The organism is Dechloromonas sp. H13 (assembly GCF_009469615.1).
Lineage (GTDB): Bacteria > Pseudomonadota > Gammaproteobacteria > Burkholderiales > Rhodocyclaceae > Azonexus.
Genome location: NZ_SSXX01000001.1, coordinates 715795 through 739323, shown reverse-complemented (window position 1 = coordinate 739323; position 23529 = coordinate 715795). Strand labels below are relative to the sequence as shown.

Annotated in this window: 23 protein-coding genes; 15 read left to right on the top strand and 8 right to left on the bottom strand. The window is 65.1% G+C overall.

Annotated features, from left to right (window positions below; genetic code table 11):
• Nucleotides 1-16: 16 nt before the first annotated feature.
• The 6 genes from fba to tkt all read right to left on the bottom strand — a co-directional run bounded on the left by fba (nucleotide 17) and on the right by tkt (nucleotide 8035).
• Nucleotides 17-1081 carry a class II fructose-bisphosphate aldolase gene (fba, locus tag GH660_RS03675; RefSeq protein ID WP_153145205.1) on the bottom strand — a complete coding sequence of 355 codons (1065 nt, stop codon included), beginning with the start codon at nucleotides 1079-1081 and terminating at the stop codon, nucleotides 17-19.
• A 49-nt stretch (nucleotides 1082-1130) separates the two neighbouring features.
• The gene (gene pyk / locus GH660_RS03670; RefSeq protein WP_153145204.1) at nucleotides 1131-2564 is read right to left on the bottom strand and encodes a pyruvate kinase; all 1434 of its coding nucleotides are present in this window, start codon (nucleotides 2562-2564) and stop codon (nucleotides 1131-1133) included.
• An 84-nt stretch (nucleotides 2565-2648) separates the two neighbouring features.
• A complete protein-coding gene (locus GH660_RS03665) occupies nucleotides 2649-3833 on the bottom strand; it encodes a phosphoglycerate kinase (protein ID WP_153145203.1) in 1185 nt (394 codons plus the stop codon).
• A gap of 31 nt (nucleotides 3834-3864) precedes the next feature.
• Nucleotides 3865-4902 (bottom strand): type I glyceraldehyde-3-phosphate dehydrogenase, encoded by a 1038-nt coding sequence (locus tag GH660_RS03660; RefSeq protein ID WP_194266219.1) that lies wholly within the window; start codon nucleotides 4900-4902, stop codon nucleotides 3865-3867.
• A 64-nt stretch (nucleotides 4903-4966) separates the two neighbouring features.
• On the bottom strand, nucleotides 4967-5995 hold the full coding sequence (gene gap / locus GH660_RS03655; protein ID WP_153145202.1) for a type I glyceraldehyde-3-phosphate dehydrogenase: 1029 nt from the start codon (nucleotides 5993-5995) through the stop codon (nucleotides 4967-4969).
• A gap of 24 nt (nucleotides 5996-6019) precedes the next feature.
• The gene (gene tkt / locus GH660_RS03650; protein ID WP_153145201.1) at nucleotides 6020-8035 is read right to left on the bottom strand and encodes a transketolase; all 2016 of its coding nucleotides are present in this window, start codon (nucleotides 8033-8035) and stop codon (nucleotides 6020-6022) included.
• A 200-nt stretch (nucleotides 8036-8235) separates the two neighbouring features.
• Between tkt and GH660_RS03645 the strand changes: the two genes are divergently transcribed.
• Nucleotides 8236-9153 carry an alpha/beta fold hydrolase gene (locus tag GH660_RS03645; protein WP_153145200.1) on the top strand — a complete coding sequence of 306 codons (918 nt, stop codon included), beginning with the start codon at nucleotides 8236-8238 and terminating at the stop codon, nucleotides 9151-9153.
• An 11-nt stretch (nucleotides 9154-9164) separates the two neighbouring features.
• Complete coding sequence (locus tag GH660_RS03640; protein WP_153145199.1) at nucleotides 9165-9452, top strand: hypothetical protein; 288 nt, start codon at nucleotides 9165-9167, stop codon at nucleotides 9450-9452.
• Between the two features lie 24 nt (nucleotides 9453-9476).
• Here the strand turns inward: GH660_RS03640 and GH660_RS03635 are convergent, their stop codons facing one another.
• Nucleotides 9477-10487 (bottom strand): class 1 fructose-bisphosphatase, encoded by a 1011-nt coding sequence (locus GH660_RS03635; RefSeq protein ID WP_153145198.1) that lies wholly within the window; start codon nucleotides 10485-10487, stop codon nucleotides 9477-9479.
• Between the two features lie 73 nt (nucleotides 10488-10560).
• Nucleotides 10561-11118, bottom strand: coding sequence for a thioredoxin family protein (locus tag GH660_RS03630; protein ID WP_153145197.1), 558 nt, complete (start codon nucleotides 11116-11118; stop codon nucleotides 10561-10563).
• A 40-nt stretch (nucleotides 11119-11158) separates the two neighbouring features.
• Between GH660_RS03630 and GH660_RS03625 the strand changes: the two genes are divergently transcribed.
• From GH660_RS03625 to GH660_RS18170, 13 genes are all read left to right on the top strand, one after another.
• Nucleotides 11159-11899, top strand: a complete 741-nt coding sequence (locus GH660_RS03625; RefSeq protein ID WP_153145196.1) for a 16S rRNA (uracil(1498)-N(3))-methyltransferase — start codon at nucleotides 11159-11161, stop codon at nucleotides 11897-11899.
• 3 nt (nucleotides 11900-11902) lie between these two features.
• Nucleotides 11903-13408 (top strand): polyphosphate:AMP phosphotransferase, encoded by a 1506-nt coding sequence (gene pap / locus GH660_RS03620; protein ID WP_153145195.1) that lies wholly within the window; start codon nucleotides 11903-11905, stop codon nucleotides 13406-13408.
• A complete protein-coding gene (gene argA / locus GH660_RS03615; protein WP_153145194.1) occupies nucleotides 13405-14724 on the top strand; it encodes an amino-acid N-acetyltransferase in 1320 nt (439 codons plus the stop codon). The genes pap and argA overlap by 4 nt, the downstream gene beginning before the upstream one ends.
• A 195-nt stretch (nucleotides 14725-14919) precedes the next feature.
• On the top strand, nucleotides 14920-16173 hold the full coding sequence (locus tag GH660_RS03610; RefSeq protein WP_194266218.1) for a site-specific integrase: 1254 nt from the start codon (nucleotides 14920-14922) through the stop codon (nucleotides 16171-16173).
• 251 nt (nucleotides 16174-16424) lie between these two features.
• The gene (locus GH660_RS03605) at nucleotides 16425-16754 is read left to right on the top strand and encodes a hypothetical protein (RefSeq protein WP_153145192.1); all 330 of its coding nucleotides are present in this window, start codon (nucleotides 16425-16427) and stop codon (nucleotides 16752-16754) included.
• 39 nt (nucleotides 16755-16793) lie between these two features.
• Entirely contained in the window at nucleotides 16794-17072 is a 279-nt protein-coding gene (locus tag GH660_RS03600) for a type II toxin-antitoxin system RelE/ParE family toxin (RefSeq protein ID WP_153145191.1), read from the top strand.
• Nucleotides 17072-17374, top strand: a complete 303-nt coding sequence (locus GH660_RS03595; protein ID WP_153145190.1) for a HigA family addiction module antitoxin — start codon at nucleotides 17072-17074, stop codon at nucleotides 17372-17374. The genes GH660_RS03600 and GH660_RS03595 overlap by 1 nt, the downstream gene beginning before the upstream one ends.
• Entirely contained in the window at nucleotides 17371-17670 is a 300-nt protein-coding gene (locus GH660_RS03590; RefSeq protein WP_153145189.1) for a hypothetical protein, read from the top strand. Before GH660_RS03595 ends, GH660_RS03590 begins: the two co-directional genes overlap by 4 nt.
• Before the next feature lie 14 nt (nucleotides 17671-17684).
• Nucleotides 17685-18365, top strand: a complete 681-nt coding sequence (locus tag GH660_RS03585) for a hypothetical protein (protein WP_153145188.1) — start codon at nucleotides 17685-17687, stop codon at nucleotides 18363-18365.
• Nucleotides 18366-18446: 81 nt separating this feature from the next.
• Nucleotides 18447-18671 carry an AlpA family transcriptional regulator gene (locus GH660_RS03580; RefSeq protein WP_153145187.1) on the top strand — a complete coding sequence of 75 codons (225 nt, stop codon included), beginning with the start codon at nucleotides 18447-18449 and terminating at the stop codon, nucleotides 18669-18671.
• Nucleotides 18668-19102 (top strand): hypothetical protein, encoded by a 435-nt coding sequence (locus GH660_RS03575; RefSeq protein WP_153145186.1) that lies wholly within the window; start codon nucleotides 18668-18670, stop codon nucleotides 19100-19102. Before GH660_RS03580 ends, GH660_RS03575 begins: the two co-directional genes overlap by 4 nt.
• Entirely contained in the window at nucleotides 19092-21929 is a 2838-nt protein-coding gene (locus GH660_RS03570) for a DUF927 domain-containing protein (protein WP_153145185.1), read from the top strand. Before GH660_RS03575 ends, GH660_RS03570 begins: the two co-directional genes overlap by 11 nt.
• 766 nt (nucleotides 21930-22695) lie before the next feature.
• Nucleotides 22696-23193 carry a transposase gene (locus tag GH660_RS18170; RefSeq protein ID WP_153145184.1) on the top strand — a complete coding sequence of 166 codons (498 nt, stop codon included), beginning with the start codon at nucleotides 22696-22698 and terminating at the stop codon, nucleotides 23191-23193.
• Nucleotides 23194-23529: the final 336 nt, after the last annotated feature.

Genomic DNA, 23529 nt, shown 5'->3' with positions numbered 1-23529 from the left:
CAACGTAAAAGTCTGCTTACTTGACGATCTGGTTCAGCTCGCCCTTGGCGTAGCGCTCGGCCATCTTTTCCAGCGGGATGACCTTGATCTTGCTCGCCTGGCCGGCGCAGCCGAAGGCTTCGTAGCGGGCGAGGCAGATCTTCTTGGCGGCTTCGCGGGCCGGCTTCAGGTAGTCGCGCGGGTCGAACTTGGAGGGGTTTTCGGCGAAGTAGCGACGGATGGCGCCGGTCATGGCGAGGCGGATGTCGGTGTCGATATTGACCTTGCGCACGCCATGTTTGATGCCGTTGACGATTTCCTCGACCGGCACGCCGTAGGTTTCCTTCATGTCGCCGCCGAACTCGCGGATCTCGGCCAGCAGTTCCTGCGGCACGGAGGACGAGCCGTGCATGACCAGGTGGGTGTTCGGGATGCGGGCGTGGATTTCCTTGATGCGGTCGATGGCGAGGATGTCGCCGGTCGGCTTCTTGGTGAATTTGTAGGCGCCGTGGCTGGTGCCGATGGCGATGGCCAGCGCGTCGCAGTTGGTCTGCTTGACGAAATCGGCCGCCTGGTCGGGGTCGGTCAGCAGCTGCTCGCGGGTCATGTGGCCGTCGGCGCCATGGCCGTCTTCCTTGTCGCCGCGCATGGTTTCGAGCGAGCCGAGGACGCCGAGTTCGGCTTCGACGGAAACGCCGATCGAGTGGGCAAACTTGACGGTTTCCTTCGATACGGCGACGTTGTATTCATAGGAGGACGTGGTCTTGCCGTCGGCTTCCAGCGAGCCGTCCATCATCACCGAGGTGAAGCCGGAGCGGATCGCCGCCATGCAGACGGCCGGGCTCTGGCCGTGGTCCTGGTGCATGACGATGGGCAGGTGCGGGTAGGCTTCGAGGGCGGCGAGGATCTGGTGGCGCAGGAAGGGCTCTCCGGCGTATTTGCGGGCGCCGGCCGAGGCCTGCATGATGACGGGGGCGTCGAGCTGGTTGGCGGCTTCGCAGATGGCCCAGACCTGTTCCATGTTATTGACGTTGAAGGCGGGCAGACCGTAGCCGTTTTCGGCGGCGTGGTCGAGCAGTTGGCGCATGGAAACGAGCGGCATGGGGAACTCCTGTTCGAAACGGTGAGGTTAACGTAATTATTCTACTCGGCTAGCCGATTTGATGCTCGCCGACGCGGACGATCTTGAGGGTGTTGGTGCCGCCGGCGCTGCCGATCGGCTCGCCGATGGTGAGCACGATGAGGTCGCCGTTTTGGACGACGCCGCGCTCGATCAGCAGTTGTTCGGCCTCGGCCAGCAGCAGGTCGCGGTCGGTGTGCTGCTGCTTCATCAGCAGCGGGTAGACCTCGCGGTAGAGGACCATGCGCGCCAGCGATTCGGCGTCCGGCGTCAGCGCGTAGATCGGCACGCCGCAGTTGAGGCGGCTCATCCACAGCGCGGTCGAGCCGGACTGGGTGAGGGCGGCGATGGCCTTGACCTTGAGGTGGTGCGCCGTCCAGATCGCCGCCATGGCGATCGACTGGTCGATGCGGGTGAACACGCGGTCGAGGAATTCGCGGTCGAGGGTGACTTCGGCCGAGCGTTCGGCTTCGATGCAGATGCGCGCCATCGACTCGACGGTTTCGACCGGGTATTTGCCGCTGGCGGTTTCCGCCGATAGCATCACCGCGTCGGTGCCGTCGAGCACGGCATTGGCGACGTCGGAAACCTCGGCGCGCGTCGGCACCGGCGAGGCGATCATCGACTCCATCATCTGCGTCGCCGTGATGGTCAGCTTGTTCTTGTCGCGCGCCATGCGGATCATCTTCTTCTGCAGGGCGGGCACGGTGGCGTCGCCGACTTCGACGGCGAGGTCGCCGCGGGCCACCATGATGCCGTCCGAGGCATCGAGAATTTCGGCCATGTTCTCCACCGCCTCGACCCGCTCGATCTTGGCGATCAGCACGGCGCTGCTGCCGGCGGCGCGCAGCAGCTGGCGCGCCATGTACATGTCGGCCGAGCTTTTCGGGAAGGAGACGGCGACGAAATCGACGCCGATCTGCGCCGCCGTCTTGATGTCGTCCATGTCCTTGGCGGTCAGCGCCGGCGCCGTCAGCCCGCCGCCCTGGCGGTTGATGCCCTTGTTGTTGGAGAGATCGCCGCCGACCAGCACCCGGGTATGGATCTCGGGGCCGCGCACGCCGGTCACTTCGAGCTTGAGGCGGCCGTCGTCGAGCAGCAGGATGTCGCCGGTCCGGACGTCCTTGGGCAGCTCCTTGTAGTCGAGGCCGACGCGCTCCTGGTTGCCGAGCGGACATTGCGCGTCGAGGATGAAGGGCGTGCCCTCGACCAGCGTGATCCGGCCGTCGGCGAACTTGCCGACGCGGATCTTCGGTCCCTGCAGGTCGCCGAGAATGCCGACGGTGCGCCCGAGGCGGGCGGCAATCTCACGGATGCTGGTTGCGCGCACCAGGTGGTCCTCGGTGCTGCCGTGCGAGAAATTCATGCGCACGACGTCGATGCCGGCGCGCACCATGCGTTCGAGAATTTCCGGCGACGACGAGGCGGGGCCCAGCGTGGCGACGATCTTGGTGTGGCGCGACATGTGTCTCTTCCTGATTATTGTTGGATTTTCGGCCTTTTCAGGCCGTCGACCGCAGCAGGACCGCGGTCGACGTGTCGTGCGGCCTTATTTTGCCGCGCGTTCCTCGAGCACGGCGATCGCCGGCAGGGTCTTGCCTTCGAGGAATTCCAGGAAGGCGCCGCCGCCGGTCGAGATGTAGCCGACGTCCTCGGCGATGTGGAACTTGGCGATGGCGGCCAGCGTGTCGCCGCCGCCGGCGATCGAGAAGGCCTCGGAGTGGGCGATGGCGGAAGCCAGCATCTTGGTGCCGCCGGCGAACTGCGGCAGCTCGAAGACGCCGACCGGGCCGTTCCAGACGATGGTGCCGGCATTGGCGATGATCTCGGCCAGCTTGGCGGCGGTCTTGGGACCGACGTCGAGGATGCGGTCGTGGGCGGCAACCTGTTCGACCGGGATCTTGTTGGCGCGGGCCAGGGCCGAGACTTCGTCGGCGACGACGACGTCGACCGGCAGCGGCACTTCGGCGCCGCGCGCCTTCATGATGTCCATGATGGCGTGCGCTTCCTTGACCAGGTCGGCCTCGGCCAGCGAATCGCCGATGCGCTTGCCGTCGGCGAGCAGGAAGGTGTTGGCGATGCCGCCGCCGACGATCAGCTGGTCGACCTTGTCGGCCAGCGACTTGAGGATGGTCAGCTTGGACGACACCTTGGAGCCGCCGACGATGGCGACCAGCGGGCGCTTCGGCTCGTGCAGCGCCTTCGACAGGGCGTCGATCTCGGCGCCCATCAACACGCCGGCGCAGGCCACCGGGGCGTATTTGGCGATGCCGTGGGTGGTGGCTTCGGCGCGGTGCGCGGTGCCGAAGGCGTCATTGACGTAGATGTCGCACAGCCTGGCCATCTTCTGCGCCAGTTCGTCGTTGTTCTTCTTCTCGCCCTTGTTGACGCGGCAGTTTTCCAGCAGGACGACTTCGCCCGGCTTGACCTCGAAGCCGCCGTCGACCCAGTCGGCGATCAGGCGCACCGGCTGCTTCAACAGCTGGCCGAGGCGGACGGCGACCGGGGTCAGGCTGTCCTCGGGATTCAGCTCGCCTTCGGTCGGACGGCCGAGGTGGGAGGTGACCATGACCGCCGCGCCCTTTTCCAGGCAGTACTTGATCGACGGCAGCGAGGCGCGGATGCGGGTGTCCTCGGTGATATTGCCGGCCTCGTCCTGCGGCACGTTGAGATCGGCGCGGATGAAGACGCGCTTGCCGGCAACATCGAGGTCGGTGAGTTTGATTACGTTCATGGGTTTCTCCAGTATTAGTGATTGATTATATTTAGTGATTGTGCCACAGGCGCGACCAATGGTCGGCGACTTCGAGCATGCGGTTGGCGAAGCCCCATTCGTTGTCGAACCAGACGAAGAGGTTGACCAGGTGGGTGCCGGCGGTGCGCGTTTGGCTGCCATCGACGATGGCCGAATGCGGGTCGTGGTTGAAGTCGATCGAGGCGTGCGCCGCCTCGGAATAGGCGATCAGTTTCTTCAGCGGGCCGCGCGCGGCGGCGGCGAGCAGCAGGTTGACGCTGTGCGCGGATACCGGGCGCTGGGTGGCGAGGGTCAGGTCGATCGCCGAGACATTGGTCGTCGGGACACGGATCGCCTTGGCCTGGACGCGCCCGGCCAGCTGCGGCAGCAGGCGCTCGACGCCGCGGGCGAGGCCGGTCGACACCGGGATGATCGACTGCATCGCCGAACGCGTGCGGCGCAGGTCGTCGTGGTGGTAGCCGTCGATCAGCGGCTGGTCGTTCATCACCGAATGCAGGGTGGTCAGCAGCGCCTGCTCGATGCCCAGTTCGCGGTCGAGCAGGTCGAGCAGCGGGACGATGGCGTTGGTCGTGCAGGAAGCGGCGGAAACCAGGCGCTCGGCGCCGGTCAGGCTGTCCTGGTTGATGCCGGCGACGATGGTGGCATCGACGTCGTCGCCGCTGGCGCCGGGGTGCGAGAGCAGCAGGCGCGGGCAGCCAGCGGCGAGGAAACGGGTCAGTTCTGGGCGTCGACCGTAGCGGCCGGAGCATTCGACGATGAGGTCGATGCCGCGCCAGTCGGTCTCCTCGGGGGTTCGCGCGTGGCTGATGCGAATTGGCCGGCCGTCGATCAGGAGCCGGCCGTCGACTGCCTCGACCAGGCCGGGAAAGCGTCCGTGCGTCGAGTCGTAGCGTGTCAGGTAGGCCATGCTCTCGAGGTTGGCCGGTTCGTTGATGGCGACGACCTGGAGATTGTGGGCGGCCGGCGCCTCGAGCAGGGCGCGCAGGAAGCAGCGGCCGATGCGGCCGTAACCGTTGATGGCTAGACGCCGGGGGGCGGAAGCGGGCAAGTGTCGGTGCGCCGGGCGGGTTGAAAGCACAGGGGGCCTTGCGGCCCCCTGGAAACTGCGTCGCTTACTTGGCCTGCATCCAGGCGCGGGCGGCGTCGAGCATGCGGCAGGAGTAGCCCCACTCGTTGTCGTACCAGGCCAGCACCTTGACCAGCACCGAACCGTCCTCGCCCTTGATGACGCGGGTCTGGGTGGCGTCGAAGGTCGACGACACGGTGGTGTGGTTGAAGTCGGACGACACCAGCGGCTCGTTATTGACGTCGAGGATGCCTTTCAGCGGGCCGTTGGCGGCGGCGGTCATCAAGGCGTTGATTTCTTCCTTGGTGGTGGCGCGTTCGGCGGTGAAGGTCAGGTCGACCAGCGAGACGTTGATGGTCGGCACGCGCAGCGCGAAGCCGTCCACCTTGCCGACCAGCTGCGGCAGGACGAGGCCGACGGCCTTGGCGGCGCCGGTCTTGGTCGGGATGATGTTGGCGGCGGCGGCGCGGGCGCGGCGCAGGTCCTTGTGGCGGACGTCGACGGTGACCTGGTCGTTGGTGTAGGCGTGGATGGTGGTCATCAGGCCCTGCTTGATGCCGACGTTGTCGGCCAGGATCTTGGCGACCGGGGCCAGGCAGTTGGTCGTGCACGAGGCGTTGGAGACGACGGTCATGTCGGCCTTCAGGGCGTTTTCGTTAACACCCATGACGATCGTCGTGTCGACATCGTCGCCGCCGGGGGCGGAGATCAGCACGCGCTTGGCGCCCTGTTCGAGCAGCGCGGCGGCCTTGGCCTTGGTGGTGTAGGCGCCGGTGCATTCGAGCAGCAGGTCGACGCCGTGCTTGGCCCAATCGACTTCCTTCGGATTCTTGGTCGAGTAGAACGGGATCTTCTTGCCGTCGATGATGATGCAGTTGTCGCCCTCGGTTTCGACCGGGGTGCGGAAGCGGCCGTGCGTGGTGTCGTACTTCAGCAGGTGGGCGTTGGTGGCCAGATCGCCGGAGGCGTTGATCGCCACGACGTCGAATTCGTTCTGCAGACCCTGTTCGTAGATGGCGCGCAGCGTGCAGCGACCGATACGACCGAAACCGTTGATTGCAACCTTGATAGCCATGAATCTAACTCCCTCTCAAAAAAATCAGGACAACAGCGCCTTGGCCGTCTTGACGACGTTGGCGACGGTGAAACCGAACATCTCGAACAGCTGGCCGGCCGGGGCGGACTCGCCGAAGCGGTCGATGCCGATCACGGCGCCGTGCAGGCCGACGTACTTGCGCCAGAAATCGGGGTGGGCGGCTTCGATGGCGATGCGCTTCTTGCAGCCGCCGAGGACCGCGCCCTTGTACTCGTCGCTCTGGCGGTCGAAGACGTTGCTGCACGGCATCGAGACGACGCGCGTGGCGATGCCTTCACCGGCCAGCGCGGCCTGGGCGTCGAGCGCCAGCTTGACCTCGGAGCCGGTGGCGATGAAGGTGATCTGCGCTTCGCCGGCGCAGTCGGACAGCACGTAGGCGCCGCGGGCGATGTCGGCGTCGGCGGCGTTCTGCGTGACGGTCGGCAGGTTCTGGCGCGACAGGGCGAGCAAACTTGGCCCGTTTTGGCGGTCGACCGCAGCAGCCCAGGCGATGGCTGTTTCAGTGGCGTCGGCCGGGCGCCAGACATCCAGATTCGGGATGACGCGCAGCGACGGGATGTGCTCGACCGGCTGGTGCGTCGGGCCGTCCTCGCCGAGGCCGATCGAGTCATGGGTGTAGACCATGATCTGGCGCAGCTTCATCAGCGCCGCCATGCGGATGGCGTTGCGCGCGTAGTCGGAGAAGACCAGGAAGGTCGCGGTGTAGGGGATCAGGCCGCCGTGCAGCGCAATGCCGTTGGCGATCGCGGTCATGCCGAATTCGCGCACGCCGTAGTAGCAGTAGTTGCCGCCCTCGGTTTTGGTGACGCCCTTGCTGCCCTTGACGAAGGTCAGGTTGGAGCCGGCGAGGTCGGCCGAGCCGCCGAAGATTTCCGGCACCGCCGGGACCAGCGCGGCGATGGCGTTTTGCGAGGCCTTGCGGGTGGCGATGTTCTCGGCCTTGGCGCGGCAGGCGGCGACGTAGGCGGCCTTGGTCGCCTCCCAGCCGCCCGGCAGTTCGCCCTTGACGACGCGGCGCTCGAACTCGGCGGCTTCGGTCGGGAAGGCGGCGCGGTAGGCGGCGAAGCGGTTGTTCCAGTTTCCCTCGAAGACGGCGCCGCGCGGCTTGCCGTCCCAGGCCGTGTAGACGTCGGCCGGAATGTCGAACGGCGCATGTTCCCAGCCGATGTACTCGCGGGCGGCGGCGATTTCGTCCTTGCCGAGCGGGGCGCCATGCACGTCGTGGCTGCCCTGCTTGTTGGGGGCGCCCATGCCGATGGTCGTCCGGCAGCAGATCAGGCTCGGCTGGTCGGTCACTGCCTTGGCGGCGAGCAGCGCCCGCTCGATCGCCTCGGCGTCATGGCCGTCGACATCCGGGATGACGTGCCAGCCGTAGGACTCGAAACGGCCCGGCGTGTGATCGGTGAACCAGCCTTCGACATGGCCGTCGATCGAAATCCGGTTGTCGTCCCAGAAGGCGATCAGCTTGCCCAGGCCGAGCGTGCCGGCCAGCGAACAGGCTTCGTGCGAGACGCCTTCCATCAGGCAGCCGTCGCCGAGGAAGACATAGGTATGGTGATCGACGATGGTGTGGCCGGGCTTGTTGAACTCGGCGGAGAGGACCTTCTCGGCCAGCGCAAAGCCAACGGCGTTCGTAATGCCTTGGCCGAGCGGGCCGGTCGTCGTCTCGACGCCGGCGGTGATGCCGTATTCCGGGTGGCCAGCCGTCTTCGAGTGCAGCTGGCGGAAATTCATGAGATCGTCGATGGTCAGGTCATAGCCGGTCAGGTGCAACAGCGCGTAGATCAGCATCGAGCCGTGGCCGTTGGAGAGCACGAAACGGTCGCGGTCGACCCACCGCGGGTTGGCCGGGTTGTGGCGCAGGTGGCGGCGCCACAGCACCTCGGCGATTTCCGCCATGCCCATCGGGGCGCCGGGGTGACCGGAGTTGGCCTGCTGGACGGCGTCCATGGCCAGGGCGCGGATGGCGCCGGTAAGCGGGGTGAAAACGGGGGCCTGCGGCGAGAGATTTGAGCTCATGTCGATGATCCGTTACGCCTTTTCCCTGCCTGTAGGGGGCGCCCGGAAAAAAGTGGAATTATCGTTCAAAAGGTGGTGTTTTGGATAGTCTGGCACGCAATCGGCGACACTACGGTGTCGCGCCCCCGCCACTGTTCAAGCTGCGGATTCGGGCGTACGGTGCACCTGTCCGGCCGCTTGCCGGAAAGGGGGAAAGAACCATGGCCGACGCCGAAGAGAAACCCGCCGCCGCACCGGGCTTGGGGGCGACCTTGGCCAGCATCGTCAATGGCTGCTTCGGCGATTACTTGAGCCAGCGCGACAACGGCCTGGCCATCGACATGGCCTTCTATCAGGACAACCGCCCGTTGCCGTTGACGCCGGTGGCGCTGGCCGCCGCGATTGCGGCCCCGTCCGCCAGGCTGTGCGTGCTGGTGCATGGCCTGTGCTGTCACGAGGGCGCCTGGGGTTATCCCGGCAATCCGGGGCGTTCCTATGGCAGCGCGCTGCACGCCGATCTCGGCTTCACGCCCTTCTTCCTGCGCTACAACACCGGCCTGCCGATTCCCTACAACGGCAAGTCGCTCGACACGCTGCTCGAACAACTGCTGGCCACCTATCCGCACCCGGTCGAGGAACTGGTCCTGCTCGGCCACAGCATGGGCGGGCTGGTCCTGCGCGGCGCCTGCCATTTCGGCGCCGAGCGCGGTGCCGCCTGGGTCGGCAAGGTCAGCCGCATCTTCTACATTGGCACACCACACGAAGGTGCGGCGCTGGAAAAGATCGGCCATCTGGTGAATTCGCTGTTGCACGCGGTTCCCCATCCGGTGACCCATCTGCTCGGCGACGTCGCCAGCCAGCGCAGTCAGGGCATCAAGGATCTGCGCCACGGCACCGTGCTCGACGGCGTCGCCGGCATCGCCGCCGGCCCCTGGCTGGCCAGTGCGCAGCACTACATGATCGCCGGCACCGTCACCGACGACCCGGAGCATCTGGCTGCCCGGCTTTTCGGCGATGGCCTGGTGCAGCCGCCGCAGGCCGGCGAAAACGTCAGGGTGTTCCCTGGTATCGACCACATGCAGCTGGCGCACGACGACGCCGTCTACAACCAGATCAGAACGTGGTGCGCGAGCGCCTGAAAGGACTTTGCATGGACCCCGAAACCCTGCGCCAGATCCGCGGCGCCAAGGACTTGCTCGAAGACGCCATCGAAGCCGCGGCGGTGGCCGTCGGCGACGCGCACAGGAAAATGACGCGCCGCCCCTATGCGCTGCTGGCGCGGATCGAGCCGATCGCAGCGCCGGTGCGCGCCATCGAGGAGGTGCATCTGAAAATCACCGACAGCGTTTATTTTTCGATTCGCCTTGGCAACCGGCTGGTCGGTGTCGTCGCCGGGTTCGCGCTCGATCGCATCGACGACGTTGCGCGGCGGAAGTGATGCCGCCGCGCGAAGAACGGGACGCTAGCCGTGGTAGCCGACGACCCGTGCCACCTCGTTCTTCGAACCGAGAATGACCGGCACGCGCTGGTGCAGCCTATCCGGTTCGATGTCGAGAATGCGCTGGCGGCCGGTGCTGGCGGCGCCGCCGGCCTGTTCGATCAGGAAGGCCATCGGGTTGGCCTCGTACATCAGGCGCAGCTTGCCGCCCTTGTCGCGTGTCTTGGCGTCGAGCGGGTACATGAAGATGCCGCCGCGCGTCATGATGCGGTGCACGTCGGCGACCATCGAGCCGACCCAGCGCATGTTGTAGTCCTTGCCCAGCGCGCCGTCCTTGCCTTGTTGCATTTCGGCGACGTAGCGTTGCACCGGGGCTTCCCAGTGCCGCTGGTTGGCCATGTTGATGGCGAATTCGGCGGTGTCGGCGGGAATCCGCATGGCTTCCTGGGTCAGCACGAAGCCGCCCTGTTCGCGGTCCAGCGTGAAGCAGGTGACGCCGTCGCCGACGCTCAGCACCAGCACCGTGGTCGGGCCGTAGACGGCGTAGCCGGCGGCGACCTGCGCCGTGCCCGGCTGCAGGAAGGCGGCTTCGGAGGCTTCCGGCGTGGACAGGTCGGCGCCCTCGGGACATTTCAGCACCGAGAAGATGGTGCCGATCGAGACGTCGACGTCGATGTTGGACGAGCCGTCGAGCGGATCGAAGAGCAGCAGGTATTCGCCCTGCGGGTAACGGTGCGGGATGGTGTGCGGCAGGTCCATCTCCTCGGAGGCCATGGCGGCGAGGTGGCCGCCCCATTCGTTGGCGTCGAGCAGGATTTCGTTGGACAGCACGTCGAGCTTCTTCTGTGCCTCGCCCTGCACGTTGGCGCTGCCGGCCTCGCCGAGCACGCCACCGAGGCCGCCCTTGCCGATGGCGATGGAGATGGCCTGGCAAGCGCGCGAAACCACTTCGATCAGGAATTTGAGGTCGGCGGTGATGACGCCCTTGTTGCGCTGTTCCTCGATGAGGTAGCGAGCCAGCGTGCGCTGTGCCATGTTTTCTCCCGGCGGCAATGACAAAGCCGTGGATTTTACCCCGCCGCGCGGCGGGTGTGCGGCTCTCGCGGCCTCAGTCGGCGCGCCACTTGATCGAGCAGCCGATCGACGCCGTCTGCTGGCGCGGGCCGAGGCCGGTTTCGGCGATTTGGCGCATGGCGGCGAACAGTTCGCGCGGGGCGTCGGGCGGCGCCGGGTTGCGGCCCGAGGCGTCGAGGCGGCCGCGGTACTGCAGTTCGAGCTTGGCGTTGTAGCCGAAGAAGTCCGGCGTGCATACGGCGCCGTAGGCGCGGGCGACGGCCTGTGATTCGTCGTAAAGGTAGGGAAAGGGGAAATCCAGCCGCCTGGCCAGTTGCGCCATGTTTTCGGGCGAATCTTCGGGGTAGACCGCAACATCGTTGCTCATGATCGCCACGCTGCCGATGCCGAGGGTGGACAGTTCGCGGCAGTCGCGGACGATACGGTCGATGACCGCCTGGACGAAGGGGCAGTGGTTGCAGATGAACATCACCAGCAGGCCGTTGGGGCCGCGGCAGTCGGCCAGCGTGTGGCGCTTGCCGTCGGTGCCCGGCAGGTCGAAGGCGGTGGCCGGCAGTCCGAAGTCGCAGACGGGCGGATTCAAGGCAACCATGTTTTTCCCCTGGGCATCTATTTCGCCCATAATAGCACCGATGAATCTGCCTCGTTTTTACTGCCGGGAAGCCCTCGCACCGGGCGCTCACATCGATCTGCCGGAGCCGGTGGCGCGCCATGCCGTGCGGGTCTTGCGGCTGCCGCCGGGGGCGGCGGTGGTGCTGTTCGACGGGCGCGGCGGCGAGTATGAAGCGCGCATCGAACGTATCGAAAGGGATCGCGTGGTGGCGGCACTCGGCGCCTGGCGCGACGTGGAACGCGAATCGCCGCTGGCGGTAACACTGATCCAGGCCGTGCAAGCCGGCGAGAAGATGGATTTCACGATCCAGAAGGCGGTGGAGCTGGGCGTCACCCATATCGTGCCGGTCGACAGCCGGCGCAGCGTCACGCGCCTGGCCGGCGAACGGGCGGGCAGGCGGGTGGCACACTGGCAAGGCGTGGCGGCTTCGGCCTGCGAGCAATGCGGGCGCAACCAGGTGCCGCAGGTGGCGCCGCTGGCAAGACTGGACAGCTGGCTGGCACGGCCGGCGACGGACGGGGCGCTGCGCCTGATCCTGGCGCCGGACGCCGGGCAGGCGCTGGCCGACCTGCCGCCGGTGCGCAATGTGCAGATGCTGATCGGCGCCGAAGGAGGGCTCGATCCGCAGGAGATCGTCGCGGCGCAGCAGGTCGGCTTCCAGGCGGTGGGGCTTGGGCCGCGTGTGTTGCGCACCGAGACGGCGGCGCTGGCGGCATTGGCGGCGATGCAGGCCTTGTGGGGCGATTTCAGGGGGGGATGAGCCATGTTTGAATCGGCGGAACTGGGCCACACCATCGACAAGGAAACCTTCAAGAAGGAGGTGCCCAAGCTGCGCGCTGCGCTGCTCGACGTCCAGTACGACATGCTGGAGAAGAAGGATTTCCCGGTCGTCATCCTGATCAGCGGGGTCGATGGCAGCGGCAAGGGCGAAACCATCAACCTGCTCTATTCGTGGATGGACCCGCGCCACATCTCGACCCTGGCCTTTTCGGCGCCGAGCGACGAGGAACGATCGCGGCCCTACATGTGGCGCTACTGGCGGGCGCTGCCGCCGCGCGGCAAGGTCGGCATCTTCGCCGGTTCCTGGTATTCGCAGCCGATCACCGACCGCATCGCCGGCGAAATGCGGCGCACCAAGATGGATGACCAGCTCGACAACATCAACCGCTTCGAGGCGATGCTGGTCAACGAGGGGGCGCTGGTGCTCAAGTTCTGGTTCCATCTTTCCAAGGACGGCCAGAAGAAGCGCCTGAAGGCGCTGGAGAGCAATCCGCGCACCGCCTGGCGGGTGACCAAGGAGAGCTACGACCGCCTGAAAACCTACGACAAGCTGCAGGAGGTCGCCGGCCATGTCCTGCGCGTGACCAACACCGCCAAGGCGCCGTGGATCATCGTCGAGGGCACCGATGACGCCTACCGTTCGCTGACCGTCGGACGCATCGTCCTCGACGCCATACAGCGCCGCCTGCAGCAGGGGCGCCAGCAGGTGCCGGTGGCGCCGCCGGTGATCCAGACCATCGACCAGAAGACCGTGCTCAGTGAGCTCGACCTGACGCGCAAGCTGGAAAAGAAAGCCTACGAGCGCGACCTGGCCAAATACCAGGCACAGCTTTCGGAACTGGTGCGCGATCCGCGCTTTATCGGCAAACGCTCGCTGGTGGCGGTTTTCGAGGGCTCCGACGCAGCCGGCAAGGGTGGCAGCATCCGCCGCGTGGCGGCGGCGCTCGACGCCCGCCAGTACCAGATCATCCCGATCGCCGCGCCGACAGAGGAGGAGCGCGCCCAGCCCTACCTCTGGCGTTTCTGGCGGCATATTCCGCGCAGCGGCCGGATGGCGGTCTTCGACCGCTCGTGGTACGGCCGGGTGCTGGTCGAGCGGGTCGAGGGCTTCTGTTCCGAGGCGGACTGGCTGCGCGCCTACGCCGAGATCAACGATTTCGAACACCAGCTGGTCGAGGCCGGCGTCGTGGTCGTCAAGTTCTGGCTGCAGATCAGCGCCGACGAGCAGTTGCGCCGCTTCAAGGAGCGCGAGGCGACCGACTTCAAGCGCTTCAAGATCACCGAGGAGGACTGGCGCAACCGCGGGCGCTGGGACGACTACGTGAATGCCGCCTGCGACATGGTCGACCGCACCTCGACCGGCCTCGCGCCGTGGACCCTGGTCGAGGCCAACGACAAGAACTATGCACGCGCCAAGGTGCTGAAAACCATTTGCGAACGCCTCGAGGGCGCGCTGAAAATCGACGACGGAAAATACGCACGGAAATGAGCGATACCCCTTACGACGAACACTTCGTTTCCTGGTTCCGGGCGGTCACGCCCTACATCAACGCCTTTCGCGGCAAGACCTTCGTCATCGCCTTCGGCGGCAAGGCGGTCGCCAGCGAGTTCGCCAAGACGCTGGCCTACGATGTCAACCTGTTGGTCAGCCTGGGCATCCGCCTGGTGCTGGTGCACGGCGCGCGGCCGCAGATCGAGGAGGAGCTGCGCGAGAAGAACCTGGAGTCGAAATACCACCGCGGCTACCGCATCACCGATGCCGAAACGCTCGACTGCGTGCTCGACGCCGTCGGCAGCGTCTATCTGGAGATCGAGGCCATGCTGTCGCAGGGCCTGCCCAACACGCCGATGGCCAACAGCCGCATCCGCGTGATCGGCGGCAATTTCATCACCGGCCAGCCGATCGGCGTCCTCGACGGCATCGACATGCACTACGCCGGCAAGGTGCGCAAGGTCGATGCCGAAGGCATCAACGCCCAGCTCGGCCTCGGCAACATCGTCCTGCTCAACTGCGAGGGGCCGTCGCCGACCGGCGAGATCTTCAACCTGCAGATGGAGGAAGCCGCCGAGGGGGTGGCGGTCGCCATCCGCGCCGACAAGCTGGTCTACCTGACCGACAGCCAGGGCGTCACCGATCCTTCCGGGGAGTTGCGCGACGCGATGACCGCCGACGAAGTGGCTGAGCTGATGACGACCGGCGAATGGCTGTCGCCGGACATCCGCCGCTACCTGCCCTGCGCGTTGCGCGCCAGCCGCGGCGGGGTCGGGCGCGTGCACCTGATCGGCTTCGGGCAGGACGGTGCGCTGCTGCGCGAGCTGTTCACCCACGACGGGGTCGGCACCGTCGTCACCCGCGAATCCCTGGAAAGCATCCGCGAAGCCAAGCCGGACGACATCGGTGCGCTGATCGCGCTGATCGAGCCGATGGAGGCCGAAGGCATCCTCGTCCATCGTCCGCGCGAACTGCTGGAGCGCGAGATCGAGCATTTCTCCATCGTCGAGCACGACGGAATCATTGTCGGCTGCGCGGCGCTCTACAGTCATTCCGACGAGGAGGCCGAGCTCGCCTGCCTGGCGGTCGGCCCCGAGCACCGCGAATGGGGCTACGGCGAACAGTTGATGAAACGCATCGAGCGCCGGGCCAAAAAAGCCGGCATCAAGCGCCTGTTCGTGCTGACCACGCGCACCGAGCACTGGTTCGTCGAGCGCGGCTTCAAGCTGGGCACGGTCGACGACCTGCCGGCCAGAAAGCGCGACATGTACAACTATCAGCGGCGCTCCAAGGTGCTGTTCAAAACCCTTTGATGCTGTTTCAGGACGTTTCACAACATCGCAGCTAAACAACTAACAACCGGATTTTCCGGGTTTTTTTATGTCTGTTCGTTGCGTAACGTAGCTAGACAGCGCATAATTTGTGTGTAGCTAGGCAGGTGGCTAATGATCTGACTACACGAAATGCTGTGTAGCTTTTGAAACTCTGTGTGGCTAGGAGGTTTTGCCGTGGGAAAGCTGACTGATGTTGAGCTGCGGAATTGGATCAAGGCCGGCGCGCCAATTGCCAAAACCGATGGTGACGGCTTGACCTTCACCCTTTCCGCCAAGGGAACGGCGGCGTGGACGCTGCGCTATCGCTTCGCCGGCAAGGCAAAGGAATTGACCCTGGGGCGTTACCCCGATCTGACCCTGACCAAGGCCCGCGAGCTGGCGGCAGAAAAACGGGTAGAGGTTGCCAAGGGTATCGACGTTGCCGAGGCCAAACAGAACCAGAAGCGGGCGGCGGCGCGGGCGGCGGTCTTGGCGAAAACGGAAACCGTGCAAGCTCTGTACGATGATTGGTACGGCCGGCAGATCGAAGGGCAGCGGAAAGAGCCGAAACAGGTTTCGGGGGTCTTTGCCCTGCACATTCTCCCAAAGCTGGGGCGGTTGCAAGTAACGGAAGTCAGGCCGGCGGACGTAGACGCCATGCTGCGCCCCCTGACGGATCGCGGCATCGTGCAGACCGCCCGCAAGGCCCTGCAATTGACCAAGGCGCTTTTCGACTACGCCATGAAGCGCCATATCATCGCGGCGAATCCGGCCGCCCCCTATGGCTGGAAAGACCTTGGCGGCAAAGTTGGGCCGCGTAGTCGTGTCTTGTCCCGTGCCGAGTTGGTCAAGTTCTTCAAGGCCATGCAGACCCAGCCCAATTTCCCGCCCCATTCGGCAGCGGCGCTAAAGCTGTTGCTGGCTACCGGCGTCCGCAAAATGGAATTGCTGAAAGCAACCTGGGACGAATTCGACCTGGCGGCCGGTGAATGGCATATCCCAGCCGAGCGGACCAAGACCGAGGAAGCAATCCGCATTCCGCTGTCGCCCTGGGTGCTTGCCGTCCTGAAAGAACAGGCGGCGCGCCGCTTCAATGCCTACGTTTTCCCGATGCAGCGAACCATGCCCGGCAAGACGACCGGACACATGAGCGAAACGACCCTGAACCATGCGCTGTACATGCTGAAATCTGACCTTGACCCATTCACCGTGCACGATCTGCGCCGGACGGCCCGCACACATCTGGCGGCCCTAGGTGTCGCCCCCTACATTGCCGAAATGTGCCTGAACCACAAGCCGGCCAAGGGTATCGAGGCGGTCTATAACGTGCATGATTATTTCGAGGAACGGCGGGCGGCGCTGGGGGCCTTGGCCGATCTATTGGCGCAATGTGAAAAGGGCAAGGCGGACAAGGTTATTCCGATCAAGTCCGGCAAGCGCAGCGCATGAAAAACACCGGCTTTTCTCCCTACCCCTATCGAAATACGCCGGGACAACCGGGACAACCGGGACAAACGCCGGAAAGCCTTGCCAATAGGCAGTCTAGTGTTTCCATTCTGCATATTTACGCCGGGACACAGCCGGGACACGCCGGGACAATTCGTTATCAGGACGTTTCAGGCCGTGCGAAATGCCGCGCAAGGGCACTGCCGGGACCGTCCCGGAAGGCCGGCGCGGTGATGAAATGAGAGGGTGAAAACATGGCGAAAGCTGCCCGTGTGGCTGTCCCGGTTGCGCCAATCGAGCGCCCCCGCGAAACGTCATTTGACGCCGTGCTGACCACGTTCAAGGCGAGCGAGGCACAGCCCCCGGATTACCCGCCGGCCGGCCCGCTTGGCGACCTGATGGCAGCCGAGGCCGTGCTAGACCTGCTGCGCCTGGCGGTTGAAAAGGATTTCGCGGGCGATGCTGTGGAATGCCGGCAGGAATCGGCCGCTGTTGCGGCTGCCCATGCCCTGCGCCTTGTGCATCGCGCCCGGCTGGCCTATGCCGAGGCCCTGGCGGTTGCCGTAAGCGTCCGGCAAGCCTGAGCAGCTTGTGTTTGTAATGTATTGCATTACAATGTCCCGATGATTCGCAGCATTCGACACAAAGGGCTGTTGCGGTTTTTCTCGGAGGGGGACAAGCGCGGCATAAACGCCAAACACGGCCCCCGAATCGAGCGCCTGCTAGACCGCCTGGATTCCGCCGGCCGTCCCGAGGATATGAACCTGCCGGGCTTCGCCTTTCACGGACTGACGGGTTTTGACCCCAAGCGTTACGCCGTGAGCGTGTCGGGTAATTGGCGAATCACGTTCGCTTTCGACGGCGAAGATGCCGTCGACGTTGATTTGGAGGATTACCACTGATGACCCTACGCAACCCCAACCGCAAGCCGACGCACCCCGGCGCGATTCTTCGTGAGGATGTGTTGCCGGCCCTGGGTATGACCCAAACCGAATTCGCGCGCCGGCTGGCGGTTTCGCGCCTGACGGTTTCCGAACTGCTGCACGAAAAACGCGGCTTGTCCGCTGATCTGGCTATCCGCCTGGGCAAGCTGACTGGAACGACGCCGGAAAGCTGGCTGCGAATGCAAGAGGCGCTAGACCTGTGGGAGCTGACCAGGACTAGGGCGGGCGAGTATGAGGGAATCGAGAGGCTGGCGGCATGAAAGAGCAAACCAAGACGCTAGCCAAAGCCTTTTCCAGCCGGGGCGCGGATATGGGCAGGGCCGCCAAGCCCGGCCCGGCCGATCTGCCGTATAAATTCCACCTGCAACGCCTGCGGATTGATGCCGGCGGCTATGACCAGGGCGGGGCGTATTGGGGGCTTGGCGCGCCGCTGTTTTGGGCGTGTGACGAATCGACCCATTCCGCGCCGGTTGAAATGTTCCTGCGAGCTGGCGACCGGGAAGCGGTCAAGGCCAAAATACGCGAGAGCTACCCGGCGGCGCGGTTTTATCGGTAGGGCCGGCCGTGGTAGTGAGCAAGAAAAACCCCCTGGCGGCTGAAATTTCCTTAATAGGGCAAGCTAGCGCGCCTGACCATTTTTTAGGGTCTGTCGACTTCAAAATTCTGCATCGTGAAGGGCAAACGGGGTTGATCTCGGGGGCGTTGTTGAACAAAGCCGGCCGGCGTATCGGCCAAGTAAGTATTGATGGATTTCCGCTTAGCGCGCTGCCAGATGCCAAAGGCCCCGGCCGGCCGCGCGCCGATGAAAAGCATATGGCGGCATTGCTGGCGTGGGCGCTGCGATGTGCGGAACTCGGGGAAAAAAAAGGCGAGTCTGACGACCAGATAGCAGCCGAATTCAAGTATTCCGGGGGCGACAAAATCCGAAAAATCCGCAATCCGCTTGCGGCGGCAATTGGCCTTGATCTCGAAAAAGACTTGCACTGCATCATTGACGATTCGACGGCCGGCGAAGGCCCGCCGGCATGTTCCATCCTGATTAAAAGACCAACCGTTTACGAAACGCCAGACGGGGGGCTGGAAATTCTCGGGTATGGGGCGCTTGCCTGGGAATCGGGAATGGGCGAGCGTGTAGCTAGCCTTCCTGCTGTACGTATTGTCCTGGGTGAGTTTGAGCCGGGCGACGGGCTGGCGGAGCTGAAAGCCCGTAGGGGGCCGAAAATTATTTCGATTATTCGGCCCGGCCGATAATTTTTTAGGCCGTTTCGGGGCGGCTATCGGATTCGGATGATTCACCGCACGGCGCTTTGCCGTGCCATTGAAAGGTGAATCATGCAAAACCAAACCAACGAGAGTGCAGCCGCGCGCCCGGCTATCGAGCGCGTCCCTATGGCCGCGCGCCGCATGGGTGTTTCGGTTTCCCAAGTCTATCGAGAGATCAAGGCCGGCCGCCTGGGTCCGCTGGTCAAGATTGGCGAGCGGGCAAGCGCCTTGCCGGCTGCTGCGGTCGACGCCTGGATTCAGTCGAAAATCAACGCGGCCGGGGGGGCGAAATGAGCGCGGCCCGTGTTGGTTTCGCGGCATCCGATGCTACGCGCCAAGCCGGCGATTCTGCGAGCAATTATCTTTGCGCGTCGCTGCGTTTGCTTGCCGAGCGTCTAGGGCTTGAAAAGTCCCTGGCAAATGAGCCGGCCGCCTTTGCTGTCCAGTTCGCCCCGTTGGTTGCCGCAATGATCGAAGCGCAAGCGCGCGAATATCAGAGCTGGGTCTTTTCCGAGGGGCTGGAAGCCCTGGCGGACGCCAGCGAGCGCGGGCTGTCGGACCTGGCTACCGTCTTTGACCGGCGGCTGGAATCCCTTGATGAATCCCTGTTGTCCGGCTTGTCTGACCTTGCGGAGCATTGGGAGGAAATGAACGCCGGGGTTTGTCGGAGCTGCGCCCGCAAGGCGCGGCGCGCTGCCAGAGGGGCGGCCGGCGATGGCGAATGACTTTATCGGCAAGGTCGCAGCGGCGGCGCTGGCGGACTTCGACGGGGTTATGGGTTTGCTTGGCCTGTCCGGCGGAAAGAACCAGGCGCGCGAATATCAACCGATCAACCCGACCAGGAATGACCACAAGCCCGGCAGCCTGTCGATTAACCGCGATTCCGGGGCGTGGTCCGAATTCGCTACAGACGACCGGGGCGGGGATTTGGTCGCCCTGGCTGCCTATGTCCTGGACTGCCGGCAGATCGAAGCGGCGGAACGGCTGGCGGATTATCTCGGGATCGCCAAATCAGACCGCCAGAATCAACGCCAGCCGGGCGAACGCGAGGCGGGCCGGGGTAGGGTATCAAGCCCCGAGAAAAAGCAGCCGGAAGCCCCGCCGACCGATGGCGCGGCGTGCGTTATGCCGGTCCCCGAGGATGCCCCGGCCCCGCCGGCTGTCCATTCCCGACACGGCAAGCCGGCGGCGCGCTGGGCTTACACGGACGCGGCCGGCGCGCTGTGCTTCTTCCATGATCGCTATGAGCCAAAAGGCGAGCGCAAGCAGTTTTCGCCCTTGACCCTGTGGCGTTTTTCAGATGGCCGGCAGCAATGGCAATTCAAGGCCCCGCCCGCGCCGCGTCCGTTGCTGGGCTTGCCCGATCTGGCGGCGAAGCCCGGCCCGGTGCTGATCGTGGAGGGCGAGAAAGCCCGCGATGCGGCGGCGCTGCTGTTCCCTGAAAACCCGGTGATTACCTGGCAAGGCGGGGCGCAAGCGGTCGCCAAGGCGGATTGGCGGCCCTTGGCCGGCCGTGAATGCTTGCTTTGGCCTGATGCCGACGCGCCCGGCGAAAAGGCTATGCGGGATATTGCGGCGGCGCTGGCTGCGGTCAACGCCGGGAAAGTGTCAGTTTTCAACCTGGCAGCCTTCGCCCGGCGGGCTATCGAGGCGGAGGGGGTTGCGCCGCTGGCCGATGGCGAACCCTTGGCCAATGGTGACGACGCGGCCGATTTGGTCGCCCGTGGTTGGACCGCTGCCCATGCGGCGCTATTGATGCAAGACCCCGACACGCTGCGCCCGGTGCAGCCGGCCGCCGGCAAGGCAGCGGCGACGGACGCCAGCGAGGCCCCCAAGAGCGGGCGCTTTCAGGTGGACGCCAAGGGCGTTTGGCAGGTTGGACAAGACGACGCCCGGCGCTGGGTGTGCGCGCCGCTGCATGTTGCCGCAATGGTGCGGGACCCAAAAAACGCCGGCTGGGGTTTGCTCTGCGAGTTTGACGACCCCGACCGCGCGCCGCACCGGGTGATTATTCCGGCGGCGCTTTTTCGCGGCGATGGTGCCGAGGTTGCAGGGCTGTTGCTTGACCAGGGCTTGCGGATCGCGCCGCGCGGCCGGCCGGCGCTGGTCGAATACTTGCAGACTGCCAGCCCGAAAGCGCGCGCCCGCGTAACCCAGCGGACCGGCTGGCATGATGCCGGCCCCGAGGGCGCGGCGTTTGTCTTGCCTGGCGGCGCTATCGGCCCGAATGCGGGGGCGTGGATTTACGAAAGCGAGGGCGGGCCGGTGCATACCTTTGCCATGCGCGGCAACCTGAACGAATGGCAACGCGAGGTTGCGCGCCTGTGCGGCGGCAATTCCCGGCTGTTGTTTGCGGTGTCCGTGTGCTTCGCTTCGCCCTTGCTGTTCCTGATTGGCGCTGAGTCCGGCGGCTTTCACTTTCGCAGCAATTCCAGCGACGGCAAGACGACGGCGCTACGGGTTGCCGCTTCGGTGTGCGGCGGCGCGGATTACATGCAACGCTGGCGGGCAACGTCAAACGGCCTGGAAGCCCTGGCGAGCGCCCATTGTGACGCGCCCCTGTTGCTTGATGAGCTGGCCCAAATGGAACCCCGCGAGGCCGGCGAAACCTGCTACATGCTGGCGAACGGCAGCGGCAAGAGCCGGGCGGCGCGGACCGGCGGCGCGCGGGACCGGGCAAGCTGGCGGCTGCTGTTCCTGTCATGCGGTGAAATCGGGCTGTCTGAGCATTTGGGGGAAATCGGCAAGACCCCGAGAGCCGGGCAGGAACTACGCCTGGCAGAGATTCCGGCCGATGCCGGGGCCGGCTTGGGGGTGTTCGAGAATCTGCATGATTACGCGACCGGCAGCGAGTTTGCCATGGCGCTAGACCGGGCCGCCCGCCGGCATTACGGAACGGCGTTTCATGCCTTCGTTGCGAAGCTGGCAAGCAATCAAGAGGCGGTCCCCGAGCTGGTCCGCGAGGCGCAACGAAAGTTTGAGGCGCATTGCCTGAACGACGCGGCGCATGGGCAAGCGCGGCGGGTTGCCGGGCGCTTTGCCCTGGTCGGGGCGGCGGGTGAGCTGGCGACCAAATGGGGGATTACCGGCTGGCAGCCTGGCGAGGCGCTGCAAGCGGCCCGCACCTGTTTTAGTGCCTGGCTATCGCGGCGCGGCGGGCAAGGGAACCAGGAAGAAAAGGCCATGCTGCGCCAAGTCCGCGAATTTATCCGGCGCAAGGGCGAATCGGCTTTCACGGATTGGGACCGGCCGGCGAACGACACGGACAAACACGCGCCGGGCAAGCCGGACCGTGCCGGCTATCGGCGCGGCTGCCTTGATGCCGAGGGCAACGAGAGCCAAGAGTATTTCCTGTTTAACGAGGCTTGGCGCGGCGTGGTTTGCAAGGGATACGACGCGGCGGCCGTGGGGCGTTTGCTGGTCGCCAAGGGGTATTGCCGCAAGGGCAGCGAAACGGACCGCCCGTGGTTGGTCCGTGAGAGCCTGCCGACCGAGGGGCGCGCCCGCGTGGTTCATATCCTGCCGGCGCTGTTTGAGTCCGACGATGATTGATTGGGACGGCATGTTATCCGGGGGCGATGCCCGGCCCCCGGCGCTGCCCGATGCGGGACAGGCAAAGACGCCAGCAAGCGAGGGGGCGGGCATGCCGGCCGGACTGCCTGGCATTGGCGACCCCGAGCGGCGCGGGGACAACCGGCGGCGCTGTGCGGAGTGCGGCAATCTGGCGGGCAATGGGCGCTGCCTGGCGGTCGCCCGCCGGGAGGTTGTCGCCAGCCGGACCTATGCACCCGCCCCGGATTGGCTGCGCCGCTGCGAGGGTTTCAAACCCCAGCCGGGCGACCCCGACCAGCGACCAGGGCGGGACAGATGGCCGGGCTTATGAGCTGCCGGTACATCCCCAAAGCGAACGCGCCGGGGGGCGATGCGGGACGCGATGGCGCGCCCGTATTTGTAGCCCTGCGCCCGTCATGCAACGTCCTGATTCTGAAGTGTCCCGGCGTGTCCCGGCTGTGTCCCGGCGTAAATATGCAGAATGGAAACACTAGACGCCCTATTGGCAAGGGTTTCCGGCGTTTGTCCCGGTTGTCCCGGTTGTCCCGGCGTATTTCGGTAGGGGTAAGAAGAAAAGCCCTGCAACCGGGCGCGCGTAGGGGGCGCGGCGGAAATTGTTTTGCGTCAGAAAAAGCCCTGGCAAGACGACCAGGCAGAGGGCGGGGCAGGGCTTGCGGGTCCTTCCTGGGGATCAAGCGGGCGGGTCCATTCGCGCGCGTGAAACGTTCAGGCGGCAAGTTCTCAACATAGTGAAATTTCTAAAACAATGACCAGACGAGAAAATTACAATTTAGCGGGTGCAGTCCGGCCAAGCCTGTTTGGCTCTGTGCGCTGGCCGAAAGCCCGCCAGCCTTCCCGAGCGGTCGCCCTAGGCTTGATCGAACAGACGGTGAATTGGCCCGATCTTGAGGCGCTATGCCGGCCCCATTACCAGGCAGACCAACGTAAGCGCGGCCGGAAGGGGTACAGCCTGGCAATGATGATGCGCTGCCGGGTTGTCCAAGAGGTTTGGGAGCTGTCCGACGATGCAACCGAAAACGCCATTCTCGATTCCTACGCCCTGGCCCTGTTTGTCGGGACCGACCCCTGGCAACCGCGCCCCCCGTCCGCGTCCGCCTTGCGGGCATTCAGAACCAGCCTTGACGCGGCCGGGGTGTTGGGGCGCTTCGGTGTGATTGTGGAGCGGTCCTTTCTGTTGCAGGGCTTGGCGTTTCGACCGGGCTACATTCGGGAGCCGATATTCAGGCGGCAACCCCTGGCCTAGTTGCGGGTCCTTCCTGGCCTTTCATCCTGCGGGTAATTCGCACCCCGCTTGCTGTCTAGTTATAGGGCGACACCAAGGGGGTTATAAAAGTCTAGGCTTCCCATTCCGGGCGCCGAGCGCATAGATAGATTTTTTCGTGCGGGGGTTTCCAGATGGGGAGGGGGGGTTAAAAAGTCTAGGGTGCATTGGCCCTAGACCGGCCGCTCCCCTCTTTGGGCAGCGGCGCGAAATAAGGGAGGGGGGGTATCAGCGGGAAAAATGGAGGGGGTAGGATGGAAGGCCGGCCGGCATTGGGTAGAATGTCCCCAGCGGCCGGTTTTTGTGTGGCTACATTGG

Bases quoted from the DNA above. Each gene is read 5' to 3' on its own strand.
- fba (WP_153145205.1), bottom strand. From the start codon at position 1,081: ATGCCGCTCGTTTCCATGCGCCAACTGCTCGACCACGCCGCCGAAAAC.
- pyk (WP_153145204.1), bottom strand. From the start codon at position 2,564: ATGTCGCGCCACACCAAGATCGTCGCCACGCTGGGCCCCGCCTCGTCG.
- GH660_RS03665 (WP_153145203.1), bottom strand. From the start codon at position 3,833: ATGAACGTAATCAAACTCACCGACCTCGATGTTGCCGGCAAGCGCGTC.
- gap (WP_153145202.1), bottom strand. From the start codon at position 5,995: ATGGCTATCAAGGTTGCAATCAACGGTTTCGGTCGTATCGGTCGCTGC.
- tkt (WP_153145201.1), bottom strand. From the start codon at position 8,035: ATGAGCTCAAATCTCTCGCCGCAGGCCCCCGTTTTCACCCCGCTTACC.
- GH660_RS03645 (WP_153145200.1), top strand. From the start codon at position 8,236: ATGGCCGACGCCGAAGAGAAACCCGCCGCCGCACCGGGCTTGGGGGCG.
- GH660_RS03640 (WP_153145199.1), top strand. From the start codon at position 9,165: ATGGACCCCGAAACCCTGCGCCAGATCCGCGGCGCCAAGGACTTGCTC.
- GH660_RS03635 (WP_153145198.1), bottom strand. From the start codon at position 10,487: ATGGCACAGCGCACGCTGGCTCGCTACCTCATCGAGGAACAGCGCAAC.
- GH660_RS03630 (WP_153145197.1), bottom strand. From the start codon at position 11,118: ATGGTTGCCTTGAATCCGCCCGTCTGCGACTTCGGACTGCCGGCCACC.
- GH660_RS03625 (WP_153145196.1), top strand. From the start codon at position 11,159: ATGAATCTGCCTCGTTTTTACTGCCGGGAAGCCCTCGCACCGGGCGCT.
- pap (WP_153145195.1), top strand. From the start codon at position 11,903: ATGTTTGAATCGGCGGAACTGGGCCACACCATCGACAAGGAAACCTTC.
- argA (WP_153145194.1), top strand. From the start codon at position 13,405: ATGAGCGATACCCCTTACGACGAACACTTCGTTTCCTGGTTCCGGGCG.
- GH660_RS03605 (WP_153145192.1), top strand. From the start codon at position 16,425: ATGGCGAAAGCTGCCCGTGTGGCTGTCCCGGTTGCGCCAATCGAGCGC.
- GH660_RS03600 (WP_153145191.1), top strand. From the start codon at position 16,794: ATGATTCGCAGCATTCGACACAAAGGGCTGTTGCGGTTTTTCTCGGAG.
- GH660_RS03595 (WP_153145190.1), top strand. From the start codon at position 17,072: ATGACCCTACGCAACCCCAACCGCAAGCCGACGCACCCCGGCGCGATT.
- GH660_RS03590 (WP_153145189.1), top strand. From the start codon at position 17,371: ATGAAAGAGCAAACCAAGACGCTAGCCAAAGCCTTTTCCAGCCGGGGC.
- GH660_RS03580 (WP_153145187.1), top strand. From the start codon at position 18,447: ATGCAAAACCAAACCAACGAGAGTGCAGCCGCGCGCCCGGCTATCGAG.
- GH660_RS03575 (WP_153145186.1), top strand. From the start codon at position 18,668: ATGAGCGCGGCCCGTGTTGGTTTCGCGGCATCCGATGCTACGCGCCAA.
- GH660_RS03570 (WP_153145185.1), top strand. From the start codon at position 19,092: ATGGCGAATGACTTTATCGGCAAGGTCGCAGCGGCGGCGCTGGCGGAC.
- GH660_RS18170 (WP_153145184.1), top strand. From the start codon at position 22,696: ATGACCAGACGAGAAAATTACAATTTAGCGGGTGCAGTCCGGCCAAGC.